The organism is Polynucleobacter sp. MWH-UH25E, assembly GCF_018687095.1.
Classification (GTDB): Bacteria; Pseudomonadota; Gammaproteobacteria; order Burkholderiales; family Burkholderiaceae; genus Polynucleobacter.
The window spans coordinates 1,741,079-1,759,879 of the sequence record NZ_CP061286.1 but is presented as its reverse complement, the minus strand read 5'-3'; the positions used below and the strand labels follow the sequence as shown (position 1 = coordinate 1,759,879).

The window sequence follows — 18,801 nt, the reverse complement described above, 5'->3', positions numbered from 1 at the left end:
TATGCACAAGACAAGTCCGCATCGTAACCAGCGTCTCGCCGATCAAATTCAGCGAGACCTGGCCGAGCTTATTCCTCGCGAGTTACGTAGTTCCAGTTTGGGTCTAATCACTTTACAAAGTGTTGAGCTCTCTCCAGATTTGGCTCATGCCAAAGTGTTTTTTACGGTATTGGGTGCAGAGCCTGAGCACGCTTTAAATGCACTGCAAGAAAAGGCAGGCTACTTACATTCCTTGTTATTCAAGCGTTTGCATATTCATACCGTGCCGACTTTGCATTTCCACTATGACAACTCAGTTGAGCATGGCATTGAAATGTCTAGATTGATCGATAAGGCAGTAGAAAGCGATCATCAGGATGAGAATCCTTAATATGTCCACACGGATTGACGGAGTGGTTTTGCTTGATAAACCAGCAGGAATGAGTTCTCAGGGTGCAGTCACCGCTGTTAAGCGTGCATTCAATGCAGAGAAAGCAGGTCATACTGGCACTTTAGATCCGATGGCAACGGGCTTACTCCCTATATGTTTGGGCGAAGCCACTAAATATTCACAAGATTTACTTGAGGCAGATAAGACTTATGTTGCTCAAGTCAAATTTGGCTCCCGTACCGATACAGGCGATGCGGAAGGCTTGGTGATCGAAGAATTGCCATTGCCCGTTTTTGAAAACCAAACCGATCTTCAGAAGGCGCTTGATGCTTTATTGCCAAAATTTACTGGAGCTATTTCACAAGTGCCCCCAATGTACTCTGCATTAAAGCGTGACGGCAAACCTCTATATGAATACGCACGTGCTGGGGTTGAACTTGAGCGTACCCCGCGCGATATCGTTATCCATAAAATTCGTTGGACTGATATTGCCTGGCCTCAAGCAACTTTGGAGGTGACTTGCAGCAAGGGTACTTACATTCGTGTTTTAGCTGAAGACTTAGGAGACGCCTTAGGTTGTGGCGCCCATTTGGTTGGCTTACGAAGAACAGAAGTGGGTCACTTAAGCTTAGAGCATTCATTTACGATGGAGTCGATACAGCAGGCTGTACACGATAGCTCCAACTACATTCTTCCAGTTGATGCGCTTTTGCAGACCTTGCCCCACCTAACAGTGGATGAGCAGCAAGCAAAGCGCTTGGAGATGGGGCAACGTGTGCCACTTAATTTGCCGTCTATCGAAGCATTGGTGCGGATTTATCGTGCCACTGCTGCACCACACAACTTTATTGGAACTGCCGATTGGCGTTCCGGGGTCTTGCATCCAAAACGACTTATTTCGCAGGCACATTAAGGCAAGCCAAATAGAACTAACTACCCATTTTTATTATCTTTAACTTTAGAAGCTTCACATGACTAAACGCGCACTTCGTAATATCGCCATTATTGCCCACGTTGACCACGGTAAAACTACTTTGGTTGACCAACTCTTACGTCAATCCGGTACCTTCCGCTCAAATGAGAAAGTGGCCGAACGCGTCATGGACTCAAACGATCTTGAAAAGGAGCGCGGCATTACCATTTTGTCCAAAAACTGCGCGGTTGAATACGATGGAACTCACATCAACATCGTAGATACACCGGGACACGCGGATTTTGGTGGTGAGGTAGAGCGTGTGCTGTCGATGGTTGATGGTGTGCTCTTGTTGGTTGACGCTGTTGAAGGCCCGATGCCACAGACTCGCTTCGTTACCAAGAAGGCATTGGCTCTTGGACTTAAGCCGATCGTTGTAATTAATAAAGTAGATCGCCCAGGTGCTCGTACCGATTACGTGATTAATGCTACTTTTGAGTTGTTTGACAAATTAGGCGCCACAGAAGAGCAGTTAGACTTCCCAGTAGTATATGCCTCTGGATTGAATGGTTATGCAGGCATGACAGATGATGTGCGTGAAGGCGATATGCGTCCTTTGTTTGACACAGTCCTCAAGCATGTTCCAGTGCGTGACGATAATCCGGATGGTCCTTTGCAGTTACAGATTACCTCTATTGAATACAGCACATATGTCGGTAAGATCGGCGTTGGTCGCGTCAATCGTGGCACTGTGAAGCCAGGCATGGATGTGGTGTTTATGGATGGCCCAGAAGGTGTTCAACGTAAGGGCCGTATTAATCAAGTATTAAAGTTCCGTGGTCTAGACCGTGAATTGGTTGATGAAGCGCAAGCGGGCGACATCGTATTGATTAACGGTATTGAAGATTTGGCAATTGGTACTACTGTATGTGCTCCAGATACACCTGAAGCATTACCAATGCTCAAAATTGATGAGCCAACCTTAACCATGAACTTCATGGTGAACACGAGCCCATTGGCAGGTCGTGAGGGTAAGTTTGTAACTAGCCGCCAAATTCGTGAGCGCTTGGATCGTGAGTTGAAGTCTAATATGGCCTTGCGCGTAAAAGACACTGACGATGACACCGTATTTGAAGTATCTGGTCGTGGTGAATTGCACCTCACCATCTTGGTTGAGACGATGCGTCGTGAAGGCTATGAGCTAGCAGTATCACGTCCTCGTGTAGTTTTCCACGAAGAAGATGGCGTCAAGATGGAGCCGTATGAGAACTTGACCGTGGACGTTGAGGATACGACTCAAGGCGCAGTGATGGAAGACCTGGGCAAGCGCAAAGGTGAATTGCTCGATATGGTGAGTGATGGTAAAGGTCGTACCCGTTTGGAATACCGTATTCCTGCGCGTGGTTTGATTGGTTTCCAAGGTGACTTTATGACCATGACTCGCGGTAATGGTTTGATGAGCCACACGTTTGATTCCTATGCACCAGCCAAAGAGGGTATTTTGGGTGAACGTCATAACGGCGTATTAGTAAGTCAAGATGACGGTGAGGCGGTTGCTTACGCATTATGGAAATTGCAAGATCGTGGCCGTATGTTTGTAAGCCCAGGCGACCCCTTGTATGAAGGCATGGTGATTGGTATTCATAGTCGCGATAACGACTTGGTTGTTAACCCAATTAAAGGTAAGCAGTTAACCAACGTTCGCGCCTCTGGTACCGATGAAGCAGTTCGTTTGGTGCCACCAATTGCACTCAATCTCGAGTATGCAGTTGAGTTTATCGATGATGACGAGTTAGTTGAAGTAACGCCTAAGAGCATTCGTATTCGTAAGCGCTACCTCAAAGAGCATGAGCGTAAAAAAGCCTCACGCGAATAAATTCTTATAGCATCACCACAAAAGTCACCTGCGGGTGGCTTTTGTACTTCATTGAATTCGATATTCAATAAATAAAAACAAAGCAAAAAACTAAGAAAAAAACTGAGCAAAAAATAAAGTAAATTCATGCTGCCATCTATAGAACAACGTCTTGCCCAAGAACTATCCGCCAAACCCAATCAAGTGGCTGCTGCCATTGCCTTACTAGATGAAGGTGCAACGGTTCCATTTATTGCTCGTTATCGTAAAGAGGCTACAGGTGGACTAGATGATGCCCAGTTGCGTTTGTTGGAAGAGCGTTTAGGTTATTTACGAGAGCTTGAGGAGCGCCGCAAGACTATCGTGGCTTCTATTGAAGAGCAGGGCAAGATGACACCTGAGTTGCTCAAAGCCATCATGATGGCTGAAGATAAGACGCGACTAGAGGATCTTTACTTACCTTATAAGCCTAAGCGCAGAACCAAAGCACAGATAGCACTAGAGGCTGGTTTAGAGTCCCTTGCCAACGATTTACTTGCAAATCCAAAGCTGGATCCTGAAATTGAAGCGGCGAAATACATTAAAGAGGCCTTTAAAACAGAGCAGGGTGACAATGCTGGCGTGCCAGATGCCAAAGCAGCGCTAGAGGGTGCTCGTCAAATCTTGATGGAGCGTTTTGCTGAAGATGCCGGCTTGGTTCAATCCCTAAGAACGTATTTGCAAGATCATGGTGTAGTTGAATCTAAGGTGATTGCAGGCAAAGAGCAAGAGGGTGAAAAGTTTGCGGATTATTTTGATTACTCTGAGCCTATTAAAGCCATTCCATCTCATCGAGCGCTAGCCTTATTTAGAGGTCGTCGCGAGCAAATGCTGATGGTGAGCTTACGTTTAGATAGTGAAGAAGAGAAGCCAAAATGGGATTCACCACACAATCCTTGTGAGCAACGCATTGCAAATCATTTCAAGATTAAGAATGAGGGTCGACTTGCAGATGCTTGGTTAGCTGATACTGTTCGCTGGACCTGGCGTATTAAGTGCTCTATGCATCTAGAGACTGAACTCATGACTGCATTGCGTGAGCGCGCAGAGACCGAGGCGATTAATGTCTTTGCTCGCAATCTAAAAGATCTCTTATTGGCTGCCCCTGCTGGCCCTAGGGTCACTATTGGCTTAGATCCTGGCATGCGCACTGGAGTCAAAGTTGCGGTGGTAGATGAGACCGGTAAGGTGGTGGATACCGATGTGATCTATCCGCATCAACCTAAGAATGATTGGGCTGGCTCGTTAGTGACTTTGGCTAAATTGGCTCAAAAACACAAAGCAACCCTGATTTCTATTGGTAATGGCACTGCATCTAGAGAAACAGATAAGTTGGCGCAAGAATTAATCAAGGCTAAGCCAGAGCTAGGGCTTACAAAGATTGTGGTTTCAGAGGCGGGCGCTTCGGTGTATTCAGCATCGGAATATGCTTCAAAAGAATTACCGGGAATGGATGTGTCTCTGCGTGGCGCAGTATCTATTGCACGAAGACTACAAGATCCCCTAGCTGAGCTGGTCAAAATTGATCCAAAGTCGATTGGTGTAGGCCAGTATCAGCATGATGTAATGCAAACCCAACTCGCAAAATCATTGGTAGCCGTGGTGGAGGATTGCGTGAACGCAGTCGGTGTTGATGTCAACACCGCTTCAGCCCCACTATTAGCAAGGGTTTCAGGTTTAAGCTCCACAGTAGCAGAGGGAATTGTTGCCTATCGAGATAGCAAAGGTGCATTTAAATCTAGAGCAGATTTAAAGAGCGTACCGCGCTTGGGTGAAAAGACTTTTGAGCAGGCCGCAGGCTTCTTGCGCATTATGAATGGTCAAGATCCATTAGATGCGTCTGCGGTTCACCCAGAATCTTATCCATTGGTAGAGAAAATTCTTAAAGACATCAAGAAGAGCGTTAAAGAAGTGATTGGTGATACAAGTCTACTCAAATCGCTATCGCCAGAGAAATATGCTGACGGACAGTTTGGTGTTCCTACGGTTACGGATATTCTGAAAGAGTTAGAAAAGCCAGGAAGAGACCCACGACCAGAATTTACAACTGCCACCTTTAAAGAAGGTGTGGAAACTATTGGCGATTTGAAGGCTGACATGATTTTGGAGGGTGTGGTGACCAACGTCGCAGCCTTTGGTGCTTTCGTAGACATTGGTGTGCATCAAGATGGACTAGTGCATATCTCTGCTTTGTCGAATACCTTTGTTAAGGATCCGCATACAGTCGTTAAAGCAGGTCAAGTAGTTAAGGTTAAGGTGCTGGAGGTTGATGAAAAGCGCAGGCGTATTGCTTTAACCATGCGCCTATCAGATGAGGCGCCTAAGGCAGGGGCTAAGCCAGAGCAAAAAACACCAAATCGCCCAAAGCAAAATGAGGCCAAAAGACCGCAAGAAGAACGTAGACAAGCGCCCTCTATGAATAATGCGATGGCAAGCGCCTTAAGTAAGCTTAATTTTAAAAACTAGGTGGTTATTTAGGTTTAAATGCGCTAGGATGAAACGATGACGGGCAATCATCTTAAAAAACAGTTGTGGGCATTGGAGGCTTACGCTAATTCTGCAAAAGTCTTGTCTCACGCTAAAACTCCTGAAGAATTAATTCAGGGTGTTTGTGAGGGTATAACCAAGCAATATCCTTATGTGATTGCTTGGGTTGGCATAGCCGAAAACAATCCTGAGAAGACTGTTCGTGTTGCTGGCATGTCTGGTAAGGCAAAAGCCTATGCTCAAGGCATATTTGTTACATGGGACGGAAATAAGCCAAATGGACGCGGTCCTACTGGGGCGGCTATTCGCTTGGGCGAACCGCAAATGATGCGAGATTCTGAGTTAGACCCAAACTTTGCGCCGTGGCGTGAACGTGCTGCACTATATGGTATTCGCTGCTCTGTGGGTATTCCCATCTTCGCTGATGAAAAAGTCATTGGAGCTCTAACTGTTTATACGTGCGAGCCCGATTCCTTTTCTGCTGCAGAAATCGATCTTTTCCAGAACTTAGCTAATGAAATTGGTCATGGTTTAGCGCTGCTTCAAGAGCGTTCCTTGCTCGAAGAGGAGAGGAAGAGGCGTGAGTTAGCTCAACAGCGCTTATTTGATTCGTTGGAATTAACTATAGGCGCCATGGCAACTACCATGGAGATGAGAGATCCTTACACAGCTGGCCATCAAAAAGCAGTGGCAAAAATTGCACAGGCGATTGCTAAAGAGATGGGTTTGGATAAGGATGTTATTCACGGCTTAAAGATGGCTGCCTTGATACATGACATTGGAAAAGTTTCAATTCCGTCTGAATTATTGACTAAGCCTACAAAACTCTCGCCCCTTGAATACTCCCTAATGAAAGAGCATGTCAATAATGGGTACCTAATACTGAAGGACATTCCATTTCCATGGCCGATCGCTGATATGGTGCGACAGCATCATGAACGATTGGATGGTTCTGGCTATCCACAAGGATTAAAAGGCGATGAAATATTAATGGGCGCTAGAGTCCTTGCAGTTGCCGACATCATTGAGTCAATGTCCTCTCATCGACCTTATCGCCCAGCACTGGGTTTGAACAAGGCTATACAGGAAGTGTTAGTGGAAGCTGGGCAGGGTAAGTTAGATCCCACCGTAGTTCAAGCCGCAGTAAAACTGTATGATCGGGGCGAGCTAGGCGAAAAAATGGATAAATAGAGCAATTATCAAACGCTCAGGGTATCCCCCCTTCTGAACGTGGCATTAGCGGGTTTAAGATCAACCTTTGGTGCTAACCAAGGGCGCGTTGACATTATGTACATATCCGTTAAGTTTAAATTCCTTATCGCATTGCTCGTTTCGCTTTCTTGGATGGGTTTATCCATTTGGCTTTCAATGCCATGGTATGCGGATTTAGCATCGCAAATTGGCGGGGTGCCGTCATACTTTTTAATCACTATGATTGCGATCGTTCCAGGATTTATGAATGCGTTTGTATTTACAGCGCTCCTCATGGATAAACGACCAAGTGTCATTGCAGATCAAAAATATCCACCAGTAACAATATTAATTGCCGCCTATAACGAAGTAGGCTCTATTGAAGAGACTTTGACCAGCCTGGTAAAGCAAGATTATCCGAACCACATTCAAGTGGTCGTGATTAGCGATGGCTCAACTGACGGCACAGTGGACAAGGTAAGAGGGATCGCTGATAGCAACCCTAATATTGAATTTATATATCTCCATCACAACGGCGGGAAATCTGCTGCTCTAAATCGGGGTCTCCAACATGTAACAACCGATATCGTGATCTCTATTGATGCTGATGGCTATGTTTTTAAGGATGGAGTGCGAAATTTGGTTGGTAGATATTTATCCGATCCACCAAATACTAAAGCTGTTGCAGGTGAAATTCTCATTCGTAATTCAAGAGAAAATTGGATCACCAAAGCTCAGGAATGGGATTATTTTCTGGGTATTGCGAGCATTAAGAGAATTCAATCTTTATTCCAAGGAACTTTAGTTGCTCAGGGCGCTTTTTCTTTATATGAACGAAAGATCTTGAGTGAGTTGGGTGGGTGGCCAGAGATGGTGGGGGAGGACATTGTTCTAACCTGGAAGATTCTTGATCGTGGTTACCGTGTTGGACATGCTGAAGATGCACTGGTATTCACGGATTGCCCTAATACTTTGCACAAATTTATTCGCCAGCGGCAACGTTGGTCAAGAGGTTTAATTGAGGCCTTTAAGGAAAACCCACTCATTCTAATTAGACCGCGTTTAACAACCCTTTACGTTTGGTGGAATACGATGTTCCCACTTATGGATATAGCCTATACCTTTGGCTTTATTCCAGGATTAATTTTGGCGTGCTTTGGCATGTATTGGATTGTTGGTCCAATGACTTTATTTTTATTGCCCATGGCTGCTTTATTAAATTGGCTCATGTATGTACGCGGAAGAAAAATGTTTGAGAAGGAGCATTTACACGTTCGCACCAATATCTTTGGCTTTATTTTTTATGTTTTTGCTTATGGCTTAGTTCTACAGCCTGCTTGCGTTTATGGATATCTATCTGAGCTATTAAATTTCAGAAAATCATGGGGGACCAAATGAAGCGGTTTGCCATGGTAATTATTGCTTTATCGCTTTTTGCTAATGCTCGATTAGTTATTGCTCAGGATGATCAAACCGTGCAGGCGCTTTCAATACCAAACGCATATATAGCGTCAGATAGCGAAGGATTCTCAACTTACAAATACCGCGCAGGATACCTTCCCCTATACACCCATGGTGAAAAATATACGGGAATTAGCTATCAGCATAATTACTTTACTCAGGGATCATGGGATTCTTCAGCAGAGGTTTATACCTTGCTGACTAAGGCGATTAATCCAAGAACTGGTCTTGGTTACAACCTCAATGCTAGCTACAACTTACAAAATGGGTATCGTTTATTTACTACAGACAGCACCTACGGATTAAGGGTTACAGACAGTACCGTTGTAGAAGCGTTTGTTAACCGAGATCGAGTTGAAACACAAAATTCCTTGAATAATGGAATTTATTACACTTTCCCAGGAATTAGCATTGAGCAACAATTGCTGGAGAGGCTATCAGTGGTATTGATGGGTGGAAATATGTACTTTTCTGACACTAATACTCGACCAACAGTGAAGGCGAAATTAATTTACGATTTAGTACCTGAGTATGGGGTGACTGCGCAATTACGTTATCGAAAGTATCGCGACACGAATACTACTGTGGCTAATAATTACTTCAATCCAACCGAATATAGCGAGACCATGATTGCACTTGGTTTCAGAAAGTTTATGTCCGGTTGGATGCTTAGTGGAACAGCGGGCGTTGGACGGCAAACGATTAGTCAAGATCCGAGCACAACCACGCAGTTATATGAATTTGCAGCAACCAGTCCCGTTAACTCAAAGGATTACTACCTAAAGACCAGATTGGGTTATGGTAAGTCGGCAGGATTTCTGGGGCCCAATTACTTCTATCGTTATCTAATGGAGGAGTTGATCATCCCATTTTGATTTATCTCACTCCAGCATGAAGATTTATTTCTGCCGGTATTTTTTGCGTTATACATTGCTTGATCTGCTTGCTTCACGAGGTCTACGTTAATTTGGCCAGCTGTTTTACCATTGTTTTCAGTGGTGGTGGCGCTAAGACCAATGCTGATGGTGATTTGAATAGGGGTCGACTCTACGCGAGTAAAGTAGGTCTGCATTTCTATATGAGTGCGAATACGTTCGGCAATGATTAGTGCGGATTTTTCATTTGTTTCGGGAAGAACTACGATAAATTCTTCGCCACCAATTCTTCCAAGGTGATCATTCGTACGAAGTTGTAATTGAATCTGTTGTGTTAAAAACTGAAGAATTTCATCACCTATAGCATGCCCATATTGATCATTTACGAGCTTAAATCGGTCGATATCTATTTCAAGAATTGCCAAAGGGCGGGAAGTGCGCAGGTGACGTTGAATTTCATTTGACAGGCGATAAAGAATTTCTGAACGACTATAGGCATGAGTTAGGGGGTCTAATTCCGACAATCCACAAAGGAGGTCATTGTCAGAGCGGATGCGGGATATAAAGCGATGGATGCCAATAGATCCAATTAATAGAAAGCTGGAAATAATAAACGAAAGGATCGCATCAAACAGGTTCTGATGTCCAGTTTGAAAGGTCTCGAGAAGAGGGTTAATTCTTCGGGCCAGAATGATTAAAAAACCCATGCTTAGAAATACCCAGCCCCAACGATAGCTTTGAGGCGCCTTTTTAGATACTATTAAAGCAAAGAATATTGCGATGCCTTGAATTAGTATTGCTACCAAGTAAATTGTGATGGTGCCTATATTCACGTTTCTGTAGCCCGCTTGATGTTGTTAGTAAATCTATTAGTTACATCTTTTATTACTATACTCGTACAAAATTCATTTATCTAGTCGTTGATCAATCGATATGTTAGTTAATTCAGAGGGGATATCTTCTTCGCGGGTTTATTTGCCTGCAGGGCAATCTCATTTGAGCTTGCTGCATTTCTTTATTAAGCAATTCCCGCATGTGAATGCGCGTGAGTGGGAGAGTCGATTTAAGGAAGGTTTAATTTTAGATTTGGATGGACATGTTTTATCGGCATCGGATTCATATCGCCCAAACTCACACCTGATTTACTTTAGAAGATTGGAGCGTGAGCCAGAAATTCCCTTTGAGGAAAAAATTCTTTTTCAAGATGATCATATCCTTGTAGCCGATAAGCCCCATTTTCTGCCAGTCACACCTAGCGGCTTGTATTTGCACCAAACACTTCTGAATCGCCTGAAGAAAAAAACGCAAATTCCTACGCTCAGTCCAATTCATCGTATTGACCGAGATACGGCAGGTTTGGTTATTTTCTCAATTAATCCTGAAGAGAGAGCACAATATCAAAATCTATTTCGTGATCGCTCTGTAAATAAGTTTTATGAAGCTATTGCCCCATTTTCTCAGGATTTGTCTGACAAATTGCCCTTGACTTACCAAAGTCGCATTGAGGAATCAGCCCACTTTCTACAAATGCAGGAAGTACATGGCGCACCCAATACTAATACTTTGATAGAGCTGATGGAAGTTTCAGGTGCGTGGGCGAAATATCGACTCAACCCTAATACCGGCAAGAAACACCAGTTACGTTGCCATCTTAATGCTTTGGGTATACCCATTCGGAATGATCAGATTTATCCTGTACTCACGCCTTACCAAGAATACGACCTGGATTTTTCAAAGCCCCTGCAGTTGCTAGCTAAAGAAATTCAATTTAGGGACCCCATTACACAAGTTGATAGGTTATTTATAAGTGCTAGATTACTAAATTTTTAGTGTTTATTGCCCAGCATTTGATATAAATCAAGTCCGAAATAGTCTATCTGCTATTCCAAGAGTATTCTGAAGAAATCTAGACGATTGTATTAAGGAAAAGTATGTCATTAAATCATGCCGTTATTTGGATTGACCATCAACAAGCACACGTGATGTTTTTGAGTGAATCAGCCAGTCAAGCTGAAATCATTAAAAGCAAATCAAGCCACCAGCATTTGCATCATAAGGGTGGAGAGGTGGGTAGCGGAAAAGTCGAATTGGATCCCAAATATCTCCATTCAGTTATTCAGGCGGTAAATGAGTCCAAGGAAATCTTGGTTCTAGGCCCTGGTTCGGCTAAATTAGAGTTGATTAAGCATGCGCATCATCATGATCCAAAGATTGCTGAAAAAATCGTTGGTGTAGAAACGGTGGATCATCCAAGTGATAAAGAGATTCTTGCTTATGCCCGCAAGTTTTTCTACAAAGTAGATCAGATGCTATGAGAATTGAATTTATCGGGCCGCCAATATTGATGACTGACCAAGGGGTAAGTTACCGCGCTAAGCTTGATGGTAAAGATCTTGAGTGTCAATTTAGCTATGAGGCGTTGGAGGATATTGATCCAGATAGCATCATGGGAAATCCATTAGAACACTTTGCCAAACATCAATTAAAGCTTTTATCGATCGCTGAGCAAAAAATTTCTAAGGGCTACAGTCATGATGGCATACTGCAAGTTCATAGCAATGATCTCATTGCTGACTGAATTTAGGGGGTGACTAAGTATGAGTAAGAATGAATTAGGTTCAGATGGATTGCCAGGACACGATTACTTTTTAGATGCGGTTAATCATATTGATGAGGCCATAAAGAGCAATACCATTGCGATTGGTGCTGCTAAAGGTATTGTGTTTAGTCTTGTTGAGACATTGGGCGCCATGGTTGGCGATCCTGACCTACCAAGCCATCTTAAGTCTGGATATATGGGCGCCCTGGATTTGGCCGCAGAGCTTGAAGCTAAGCTTGAAAAGATGAAGTAGGGCTAGAGCCGGATTTAGATTACTGTATCACCAGCATTACACTTATTTAGGGCAACTTCGGTTGCCTTATTGCCTTTAAAATGGGGTATTGATTAATGCATAGATGTTTATGAATAGTGCCCCACAAAAGAGAATGGCGGTCGCTCCGATGATGGAGTGGACAGATCGTCATTGTCGATCATTCCACCGCTCACTTAGCAAGGAAGCCGTCTTATATACAGAGATGGTGACAACTGGCGCGCTTATGCATGGTGATGTACCGCGCCACTTAGATTACTCGCAGGATCAACGTCCTGTTGTATTGCAATTAGGGGGGTCCGAGCCAAATGATTTAGCCAAATCAGCTGAGCTTGCTCAGCAATGGGGCTACGATGAAATTGATCTTAATTGTGGTTGCCCATCAGAGCGTGTACAGCGTGGGGCATTTGGAGCATGCCTAATGGCAGAACCTAAATTAGTTGCCCAATGTGTAAAGGCCATGAAAGATGCTGTAGATGTTCCTATTTCAGTAAAGCATCGATTGGGGCTAGATTCCATGGATGCATCTACTTCAAAAACTGACTATCAGTTTGCGCTAGATTTTATTTTGTCAGTGGCTGATGCTGGGGCAAGTCAAGTAACTATTCATGCGCGTAATGCAGTACTCAAAGGGTTATCTCCAAAAGAGAATCGTAGTAAGCCCCCATTGCGATACGAGGTTGCGGCTCAACTGCGTCTAGATGCACAAAAGCAATTTCCTAATTTAAAAGTTTTGCTAAATGGTGGCTTAGAGTCCAATGAGCAAATTGCTGGTCATTGGGATGACTTTGATGGATTTATGGTTGGCAGGGCTGCCTATCATTTCCCAGCAATGCTCTTGGGGTGGGATGATTTAATCGATACTAATGGCGATGCAGCGGGCTATCTCTTTAGTGAAACTGAATGGCATCGAATTCAGATTGCATTGGTTAAACAGGTACAGGCTTGGTTTGATGAATGTCGAGAGAAAGGTAAGCCGTTTTATATCGGGGCATTTACAAGGCATATTTTGGGATTGGCGCATGGCAGGGCAGGCTCACGCTATTGGCGCCAACGACTCTCAGACCATCATGCTTTAGCCAAAGTGCAAAGCAAGGCAGCCATTGCAGACTTCTTTATTGACGCTAGCCTAACCCTTGGTGATTGGGCTGCTTTTGAGCTTGAGACCGCAGAATAGGGCTGTTTTGGCGGGTTTTTGCCTAAAAAGGCTATAATTTCACCTTCTTCAGAGGCGGACGTAGCTCAGTTGGTAGAGTCCCAGATTGTGATTCTGGTTGTCGCGGGTTCGAGTCCCGTCGTTCGCCCCAAAATATCAATAAAGCACTCCCCAGGCGGAGAAATGCATGGCTTGCACTGTATCGATGAATAACACAAACAAGCCTTTTACTGATTCCTCTGAAATTGAAATTACGCCTGATTATGAGGCGGTCATTGATGCCATTGATCGTGGAGACCCTTACATCTTTGTCAGCGGTAAAGCCGGTACCGGTAAAACAACGCTGATTGGTTATCTTCGAGAAACCGTCTCTGGTAATGTCGTGGTCGTTGCGCCAACAGGAGTTGCTGCTTTGCAAGTAAAAGGTGTGACTATTCATTCCTTCTTTCGTTTGCCGCCACGCCTCATATTCCCCGAAGAAGATATCAAGCCACTACGCGATAAGCGTCTTTATAAAGATATTCGTCTATTAATCATTGATGAAATCTCCATGGTTCGTGCGGATGTGGTCGATGCAATGGATTTGTTTTTGCGTGAGAATGGTCCGCAAAAAGGAAAGCCATTTGGGGGTATTCAGGTGATGTTTGTGGGGGACTTATTTCAGTTGCCGCCCGTCGTATCTGCTGCGGATATGCAGGTGCTGGCAGATAGGGGATATGAAGGTCCATACTTCTTTTGCGCCATGGCTCTGCACCGCAAAGATGTCACGATGGTGGAGTTAAGTAAGATCTTTCGTCAAAAGGATGCCAGTTTTGCTAGTTTGTTAAATCAAATTCGCATTAATCAAGACGCTGATGAGGCAATCGATACACTCAATGCCCAGTGCTATCGCAAGGATCAGCTAATAGATGAGCAAACTATTACGCTGACCACTACTAATGCCAGAGCTGATCAAATTAATGCAGCCGGCCTAAGAGCGATTGAGACGGCCACAAAAGTGTATGTCGGCAAGACAACTGGCAAGTTCAATGTAGATGACCGTAATCTACCATCGCCGAATCAGCTCACTCTTAAAGTGGGCGCTAAGGTGATGTTTACCGCAACTGACCCTGGATTTCCGAAACGATGGGTTAATGGAACCATTGGAGTGGTGCGCGAGCTATTACCCGATAAGGTCAAAGTGATGGCGCAAAACGGGCCTTATTCCAATACCGTGGAGGTAACCGGGCACCAATGGGAATCCTATCGTTATGACCACGACATGATGTCAGGAAAAATATCCCCCAGCATTATTGGTACCTATGTCCAGATACCACTCATGCTGGCTTGGGCGGTGACGATTCATAAGAGTCAAGGAAAGACACTTGATAAAGTCAAAGTAGATCTTTCAACAGGCGCTTTTGCTTCGGGTCAGGTTTATGTCGCATTAAGTCGCTGTAAAACCATCGAGGGCATCACCTTGCAGAGACCCATTGAACCCAGAGACGTGAGTTGTGATCAAGAAATTAAGCGTTTTTATCTCGCGTGTCTGCCAAGACCTCAGTAATTAAAAACCAGCCGCCAAACCATCGCGTCGATGGTCGCTACCAGCGATATAAGCAGAAACAGCATCATCACTTAATTTGGCAATCGCTTGAGCGCTACCAAAATCTAAGCTGTTAGCAGGCTGAACTGCAACTTCGTGCCCCATGGCTCTGAGTCCATCCACAATACTTTGTGGCATCGCTGCCTCAACAGTGAGTTTTCCTAAGTCATCAATTCGCCAGCGCGGTGCATCAGAGCATGCTTGTGGATTGAGGTATTCATCTACGAAGCGCATCACAAATTGAATGTGACCTTGAGGTTGCATATTCCCACCCATTACGCCAAACGCCATTGCTGGCTTACCATTCTTGGTTAAGAAGGCGGGGAGGATGGTATGGAAAGGGCGCTTTCCAGGGCTAACTTGGTTGGGGTGCCCATCTTGCAGGCTAAAGCTCATGCCGCGATTATGAAAAGCGATGCCGCCAGGTGCCACTACACCAGAACCAAAGCCTTTGAAGTTTGATTGGATGTAGGAAATCATCATGCCAGATTCATCGGCAGCGCATAAGTACACAGTGCCACCAGAGTGAGGATCGCCAGCGCCGTAGCTGCCTGCTTTATTGTGATCAATTAATGCAGCGCGGCTCGCTAGATAGTCGCGACTCAAAAGTTTGGTCACTGGAACACCCATAGATCTGGCATCAGATACATAGGCATATGCATCGGCAAAGGCCAGTCGCATAGCTTCAATCTGCAAATGGATACGTTGCGCAGAGTTAGCAGGGTATTGTTTAACATTTGCCGCTTGCAAGATTCCTAAAGCCATTTGTGCAGCAATGCCTGAGCCATTGGGCGGAATCTCTAGAAGGGTGTAATCACCATAATCAAATGCCAATGGCTCAACCCAATCTGGCTTATTGTCTGCAAAGTCTTGCATGGTGAAGCAACCACCTGTTGATTGCGCAAAGTCGACCATGCTTTGAGCTAAGGGACCCCTGTAGAAAGATTCACCTTGAGTAGTAGCAATTTCTTTGAGGGTTTTTGCTTGCGCTGGGTATTTCCAGATCTGACCAGCTTGAGGCGCTTTGCCATCAATCAGAAAGGATTCTGAAAATCCGGGTTGGTTTTTAAGAATCGGAATCGCTTCACGCCATTGACGTGCAATGACGGGGGAGACAGGAAAGCCATTTTCTGCGTAATCAATCGCACGCTTAAATAGTTGTGCAAATGGAAGCTTGCCAAATTTTTTGGAAAGCTCAACCCAGCCAGCCACCATGCCAGGCACGGTAACTGTATTCCAGCCAATTAAATCCATTGCGGATTTGCCAGCAAAATATTCTGGGGTCCAAGCTGCCGGCGCACGACCTGATGCATTGAGTCCATGAATTTGTTTGCCATCCCACAAGATGGCGAAACCATCGCCTCCAAGACCATTCATGGTGGGCTCTACAACTGTCAGTGTGATAGCTGTGGCTAAGGCGGCGTCAACTGCATTCCCACCGCTCTGAAGTGCCTCAATACCTGCTTGAGTGGCGAGTGGCTGAGAGCTGGCAACCGTATTTCTGGCAAGAACTGGGGCGCGACCGCCACCGAAAGGAGGGGAAATCAACATGACTTATATATTTAGTGGGTTAATCGACTTTGACATTGGCAGACTTTACTACTTTCTCCCATTTGTTTGCTTCATTTGCGGTGATTTCACTTAACTTCTCTGAATTAGCAAATTGCGGATGAATACCTTGGGTTGCCATCCGCGCCTTGAAATCGGGATTAGTCAAAATCTTGCGGATTTCGCGCTCTAACTTTGCAACAATGCTTGGCGATGTACCCTTAGGAACATATATAGCGTAAAAGTTTTCCACATCAAATGACTTCATTCCGTCTTGGCCGAGTGTTGGCACATTTGGCATGAGTGGTGAGCGTTCCGCTGCAGCAATCGCAATCGGGCGTAGCTTTCCACTTTGAATATGAGGTAGCGAGGCTGTCACACTATCAAACATCATCAAGGTGTTGCCTGCAATTAAATCAGGAAGGGCAAAGCTGCTGCCTTTGTAAGGAATATGTGTCCCGCTGGCACCTATGCGTTCCATAAACATGGTTGACTCTAGGTGAGACAAGCTGCCATTACCTTGAGAGGCGTAGTTGAAATTCCCCTTCTTGGATTTGATAAAGGCGATGAGTTCAGGAAGATTTTTAGCCGGCACTGTGGGGTTAATCACAATGAGATGGGGTACTGTTCCAATCAAGGCAACCGGAACAAAATCTTTTTGCAAATCAGCCGGGGGATTTTTAAATAGTGCCGAAGAGATGGATTGATTCGTAAGAGCGCTAATGTGAATCGTATAGCCATCTGGAGCAGCTTTAGCGGCTGCTTGAAGACCAATCATCCCACCAGCACCTGGTTTGTTATCGACCACAATCGATTGACCCAAGGCTTCGGCCAAAGGAGCCGTTACGCTGCGCGCAAAAATATCGGTAGATCCACCTGCAGGAAAGGACACTATTGCAACGATGGGTTTCTTAGGCCAATCAGTTTCATTGGCGGCATGAACCGATACGCATAAGCTTGCAATTGCGCAAAGACCATATAAGAGAGATTTTGTAAAGGTCATTTCAAAGTCCGAGAGTTCTAATGGTTGAAATAGATTGCTAGAGTTATTGGGTAATATAGTATTGGATATTTCAATGTATTACACAGAGACACAATCATATGAGCGGATCGAATAAAACCGTAAATGGAGTAGATATGTCAGCCTATTGGTTGCCATTCACGCCCAATCGATATTTTCACCAACATCCCAAGATCATGCAGTCTGCTAAAGGAGCATACTACTTTGATGATCATGGACGTAAGTTGTTTGATGGCTTATCTGGGCTGTGGTGCTCACCTTTAGGGCATGCTGATCCACGTATTGGTGCAGCGATATCCAAACAATATGAAACGATGGATTATTGCCCCGCATTTCAGATGGCAAGTGAAGATACTTTTCGCTTGGCAACCCGTATTGCGGACATGGCCCCTAAAGGCCTAGATAAAGTCTTTTTCACAAACTCTGGCTCGGAAGCGGTTGATACTGCTCTCAAGATTGCCATTGGGTATCACCGTGTGATGGGTAATGCTTCGCGCATTCGCATGATTGGACGAGATCGTGCCTACCATGGTGTTGGTATGGGTGGTATTTCAGTTGGGGGGATGGTGGCTAACCGCAAGATGTTTGCCAGCATGATGATGCCTGGTGTCGACCATTTGCCGCATACATTAAATCTTTCGCAGATGGCTTTCTCAAAAGGCTTGCCAACTTGGGGCGCGCATCTAGCGGATGAGTTAGAGAAGATCGTAGCTCTACATGATGCCAATACGATTGCGGCGGTCATTCTTGAACCAGTGCAAGGCTCAACTGGCGTGATTGTGCCGCCACAAGGTTACTTACAAAAGATCCGCGAAATTTGTACTAAGCATGGCATCTTGCTGATCTTTGATGAGGTGATTACCGGATTTGGTCGTCTAGGCGCAAATTTTGGCGCTGACAGATTTGGCGTAGTGCCTGACATGATCACTTTTGCTAAGGCGATTACCAATGGCGTGATTCCATTGGGTGGGGTGATTGTGCGTGGTGATATTTATGACAACATCATTGCCAATGGCGGCCAAGAGCAGGCTATTGAGTTTTTCCATGGCTACACCTACTCGGGGCACCCAATTCCTACGGCTGCAGGTCATGCGGTGCTCGATATTTTTGAATCAGATGATTTGGTGAATCGCGCAAGAGCACTAGAACCCGTCCTAGAAAATGGTTTGCATGCCATGAAAGGAAAAACAGGCGTATTAGATATTCGGAACTTTGGACTTTCTGGCGCAGTCGAGCTTGAGCACATTGCAGGTAAGCCAGGCTTACGAGCCCTCAAGGTTTTGGAGGCCTGTATTGAGCGTGGGGTATTAGTGCGAGTAGCGGGTGATGTCATCGCTGTTGGCCCCCCATTTATTTCTGAGCCGAAAGAGGTGGAGTTCTTGTGTAGCGTACTTAGCGATGCCGTTGATGCTGCGATGAAGCTCAGTTAA

General features: G+C 44.9%; 17 protein-coding genes and 1 tRNA gene. 15 read left to right on the top strand and 3 right to left on the bottom strand.

All coding sequences use genetic code 11. From position 1 onward, the window contains the following. The first annotated feature begins 1 nt into the window (after position 1). The 7 genes from rbfA (at position 2) to ICV39_RS09010 (ending at position 9,191) form a co-directional block, all read left to right on the top strand. A complete protein-coding gene (gene rbfA, locus ICV39_RS09040; protein WP_173955571.1) occupies positions 2-370 on the top strand; it encodes a 30S ribosome-binding factor RbfA in 369 nt (122 codons plus the stop codon). Between the two features lies 1 nt (position 371). Further along, positions 372-1,283: a tRNA pseudouridine(55) synthase TruB gene (gene truB / locus ICV39_RS09035; RefSeq protein WP_215389756.1), complete on the top strand. Its 912-nt coding sequence runs from the start codon at positions 372-374 to the stop codon at positions 1,281-1,283. Positions 1,284-1,341: 58 nt separating this feature from the next. After that, a complete protein-coding gene (gene typA, locus ICV39_RS09030) occupies positions 1,342-3,159 on the top strand; it encodes a translational GTPase TypA (protein WP_215389755.1) in 1,818 nt (605 codons plus the stop codon). A gap of 126 nt (positions 3,160-3,285) precedes the next feature. After that, complete coding sequence (locus tag ICV39_RS09025) at positions 3,286-5,643, top strand: Tex family protein (RefSeq protein ID WP_215389754.1); 2,358 nt, start codon at positions 3,286-3,288, stop codon at positions 5,641-5,643. Between the two features lie 36 nt (positions 5,644-5,679). After that, entirely contained in the window at positions 5,680-6,855 is a 1,176-nt protein-coding gene (locus tag ICV39_RS09020) for an HD-GYP domain-containing protein (protein WP_215389753.1), read from the top strand. A 96-nt stretch (positions 6,856-6,951) separates the two neighbouring features. After that, complete coding sequence (locus tag ICV39_RS09015) at positions 6,952-8,253, top strand: glycosyltransferase family 2 protein (RefSeq protein WP_215389752.1); 1,302 nt, start codon at positions 6,952-6,954, stop codon at positions 8,251-8,253. Further along, a complete protein-coding gene (locus tag ICV39_RS09010; RefSeq protein WP_215389751.1) occupies positions 8,250-9,191 on the top strand; it encodes a hypothetical protein in 942 nt (313 codons plus the stop codon). The genes ICV39_RS09015 and ICV39_RS09010 overlap by 4 nt, the downstream gene beginning before the upstream one ends. On the opposite strand, the gene ICV39_RS09005 is transcribed toward ICV39_RS09010, so the two are convergent. Then, positions 9,158-10,024, bottom strand: a complete 867-nt coding sequence (locus ICV39_RS09005) for a diguanylate cyclase (protein ID WP_215389750.1) — start codon at positions 10,022-10,024, stop codon at positions 9,158-9,160. The two genes, ICV39_RS09010 and ICV39_RS09005, sit on opposite strands and share 34 nt — an antisense overlap. Before the next feature lie 163 nt (positions 10,025-10,187). Here ICV39_RS09005 and ICV39_RS09000 point away from each other — a divergent pair, with 163 nt between their 5' ends. From ICV39_RS09000 to ICV39_RS10110, 7 genes are all read left to right on the top strand, one after another. Next, on the top strand, positions 10,188-11,021 hold the full coding sequence (locus ICV39_RS09000; RefSeq protein ID WP_251372673.1) for a pseudouridine synthase: 834 nt from the start codon (positions 10,188-10,190) through the stop codon (positions 11,019-11,021). A gap of 101 nt (positions 11,022-11,122) precedes the next feature. After that, the gene (locus tag ICV39_RS08995; RefSeq protein ID WP_215389748.1) at positions 11,123-11,506 is read left to right on the top strand and encodes a translational machinery protein; all 384 of its coding nucleotides are present in this window, start codon (positions 11,123-11,125) and stop codon (positions 11,504-11,506) included. Beyond that, entirely contained in the window at positions 11,503-11,769 is a 267-nt protein-coding gene (locus tag ICV39_RS08990; protein WP_215389747.1) for a DUF1488 family protein, read from the top strand. The genes ICV39_RS08995 and ICV39_RS08990 overlap by 4 nt, the downstream gene beginning before the upstream one ends. Positions 11,770-11,788: 19 nt before the next feature. Continuing rightward, positions 11,789-12,043, top strand: coding sequence for a hypothetical protein (locus ICV39_RS08985; RefSeq protein ID WP_215389746.1), 255 nt, complete (start codon positions 11,789-11,791; stop codon positions 12,041-12,043). 109 nt (positions 12,044-12,152) lie between these two features. Beyond that, on the top strand, positions 12,153-13,238 hold the full coding sequence (gene dusA, locus ICV39_RS08980) for a tRNA dihydrouridine(20/20a) synthase DusA (protein WP_215389745.1): 1,086 nt from the start codon (positions 12,153-12,155) through the stop codon (positions 13,236-13,238). A gap of 54 nt (positions 13,239-13,292) precedes the next feature. Continuing rightward, a tRNA-His gene (locus tag ICV39_RS08975) sits at positions 13,293-13,368 on the top strand. 36 nt (positions 13,369-13,404) lie between these two features. Beyond that, positions 13,405-14,763, top strand: coding sequence for an ATP-dependent RecD-like DNA helicase (locus ICV39_RS10110; protein WP_305848927.1), 1,359 nt, complete (start codon positions 13,405-13,407; stop codon positions 14,761-14,763). Here ICV39_RS10110 and ICV39_RS08965 read toward each other — a convergent pair whose 3' ends face one another. Continuing rightward, positions 14,764-16,353 (bottom strand): gamma-glutamyltransferase family protein, encoded by a 1,590-nt coding sequence (locus ICV39_RS08965; RefSeq protein WP_215389744.1) that lies wholly within the window; start codon positions 16,351-16,353, stop codon positions 14,764-14,766. A 19-nt stretch (positions 16,354-16,372) separates the two neighbouring features. Next, positions 16,373-17,353, bottom strand: coding sequence for a tripartite tricarboxylate transporter substrate binding protein (locus ICV39_RS08960; protein WP_215389743.1), 981 nt, complete (start codon positions 17,351-17,353; stop codon positions 16,373-16,375). 98 nt (positions 17,354-17,451) lie between these two features. Here ICV39_RS08960 and ICV39_RS08955 point away from each other — a divergent pair, with 98 nt between their 5' ends. After that, entirely contained in the window at positions 17,452-18,801 is a 1,350-nt protein-coding gene (locus ICV39_RS08955) for an aspartate aminotransferase family protein (RefSeq protein ID WP_215389742.1), read from the top strand.